Source organism: Nocardia sp. NPDC004123 (assembly GCF_053603795.1).
In genome coordinates this window covers 1-2,426 of record NZ_JBSGGG010000069.1, presented here as the reverse complement: position 1 = coordinate 2,426, position 2,426 = coordinate 1, and the positions used below count along the sequence as shown (strand labels likewise).

The 2,426-nt window shown below is 66.5% G+C and carries 2 protein-coding genes; one reads left to right on the top strand and one right to left on the bottom strand.

The genetic code is table 11. The annotated features are described in order from the left end of the window. Positions 1 to 856: beta-propeller fold lactonase family protein (locus tag ACWEQQ_RS44970; RefSeq protein ID WP_452352563.1), on the top strand; the 856-nt coding region annotated here is incomplete at its 5' end. A gap of 711 nt (positions 857 to 1,567) precedes the next feature. Here the strand turns inward: ACWEQQ_RS44970 and ACWEQQ_RS44965 are convergent. After that, a partial coding sequence (locus ACWEQQ_RS44965; protein ID WP_452352562.1) for a YncE family protein occupies positions 1,568 to 2,426 on the bottom strand: 859 nt, incomplete at its 5' end.

The window sequence follows — 2,426 nt, the reverse complement described above, 5'->3', positions numbered from 1 at the left end:
TAACGGGCCGATCGATGTGGCGGTCGACCCAGGCACGCACACCGTCTACACCACCAACTTCTCTGACAATTCGGTGTCGGTGATCGACCCGGCCGCCCACACCGTCACCGCGACCATCCCGGTCGGCAACGGGCCGGAATTGCTGGCGGTCGACCCGGGCACGCACATCCTCTACACCGCCAACTACAACGACGATTCGGTGTCGGTGATCGACGCGGCCGCCCACACCGTCACCGCGACCATCCCGGTCGGCAACAGGCCGATCGGTGTGGCGGTCGACCCGGGCACGCACACCGTCTACACCACCAATGGCAACGGCGATTCGGTGTCGGTGATCGACGCGGCCGCCCACACCGTCACCGCGACCATCCCGGTCGGTAGGACGCCGTACGGTGTGACGGTCAACCCGGGCACACACACCGTCTACACCACCAACTTCTCCGACAATTCGGTGTCGGTGATCGACGCGGCCGCCCACACCATCACCACGACCATCCCGGTCGGCAAGGGGCCGGCGGGTGTGGCGGTCGACCCGGGCACGCACACCCTCTACACCGCCAACAGGGACGGCAATTCGGTGTCGGTGATCGACCCGGCCGCCCACACCGTCACCGCGACCATCCCGGTCGGTATGCGGCCGTACGGTGTGGCGGTCGACCCGGGCACGCACACCCTCTACACCGCCAACTACAAGGACAATTCGGTGTCGGTGATCGACGCGGCCACCCACACCGTCACCGCGACCATCCCGGTCGGCCAGGGGCTGTACGGTGTGGCGGTCGACCCGGACACATCCACCGTCTACACCGCCAACTACAACGGCAATTCGGTGTCGGTGATCGAGCCGCGGCACTGAAATGCCCGCCCTTCGGCTGGGGTTTCATAACATCCGCACCAGAACCGGGTCCCCAGCCGCTGCACCGAAACCCACCCGGCCCGGGCCGACCTGCCGGCTCGAAGAACCGGCACCGCACCAGCCGTCGATCTGGTCCTGCTCGCCGGCCAGGCCTAGAACTGCCCGACACATCATACGAAGGGCACCCGACCACGCCGCGCAGATTAAAAATCAAGCTGAGCTTATTAGGGCGATGACCTCGGCGTGGCCAAAGCCGCTCCACGCCCGCGCTGTTCTGCTGTTCAGGCGACAGTGAAGGTCAGTCACGGCGGCGCTGGATGCACACGCTGCACGTCAGGGCGAAACGCTTGGTGAGTCGTGAGGTGAGGACGCGATCCCTGCCGAGCAGGCGGGGTCGTGGATAGGTCGACTCGTGGGTGCGAGATCGAGGCGGTCCATATGCGGCCGGTTGCCCTTTTGGTCCGTTCCATCCCTGGTTGAGTAGGCAAACTTTTTCTGGCCATTGTATGAGCTTGAAGTCCTGTGGTCCTACGACAGTCGCTTTGCCGCCCCAGCCGGCAACTTCACCGCAGGTAGAGGGCATTTTGGTGATCTTCACCCACGGTGTCTGGCCGCTGTAGTGCGGGTGTTGCCCGCGCCGCACACCTCGAACGTCGGCTTCACGAACTGTTGTCCAAGCAGGTCGCTGGTCTGTGCGCACCTGCACCCGCGTCAGCGGCGCGGCTCGATCACCGACACCGAATTGCCGTTGTAGTTGGCGGTGTAGACGGTGTGCGTGCCCGGGTCGACCGCCAGCAATTCCGGCCCCTGGCCGACCGGGATGGTCGCGGTGACGGTGTGGGTGGCCGGGTCGATCACCGCCACCGAAGCATCGTCCCAGTCGGCGGTGTAGACGGTGTGCGTGCCCGGGTCGACCGCCACACCGATCGGCTGCATACCGACCGGGATGGTCGCGGTGACGGTGTGGGTGGCCGCGTCGATCACCGACACCGAATTGCCGCCGTAGTTGGTGGTGTAGACGGTGTGCGTGCCCGGGTCGACCGCCACACCCGCCGGCCCCTTGCCGACCGGGATGGTCGCGGTCACGGTGTGGGTGGCCGCGTCGATCACCGACACCGAAGCATCGTTGCTGTTGGTGGTGTAGAGGGTGGATGTGCCCGTCGGGTCGACCGCCACGGCGACCGGCGTCTTGCCGACCGGGATGGTCGCGGTGACGGTGTGGGTGGCCGCGTCGATCACCGACACCGAATCGTCGTTGTTGTTGGTGGTGTAGAGGGTGTGCGTGCCCGGGTCGACCGCCACAGCGACCGGCCCCTGGCCGACCGGGATGGTCGCGGTGACGGTGTGGGCGGCCGGGTCGATCACCGACACCGAATTGCCGTCCCTGTTGGCGGTGTAGAGAGTGTGCGTGCCCGGGTCGACCGCCACACCGATCGGCGTCTTGCCGACCGGGATGGTCGCGGTGACGGTGTGGGCGGCCGGGTCGATCACCGATACCGAATTGCCGTCCCTGCTGGTGGTGTAGACGGTGTGCGTGCCTGGGTCGACCGCCACATCGATCGGCCCGTTG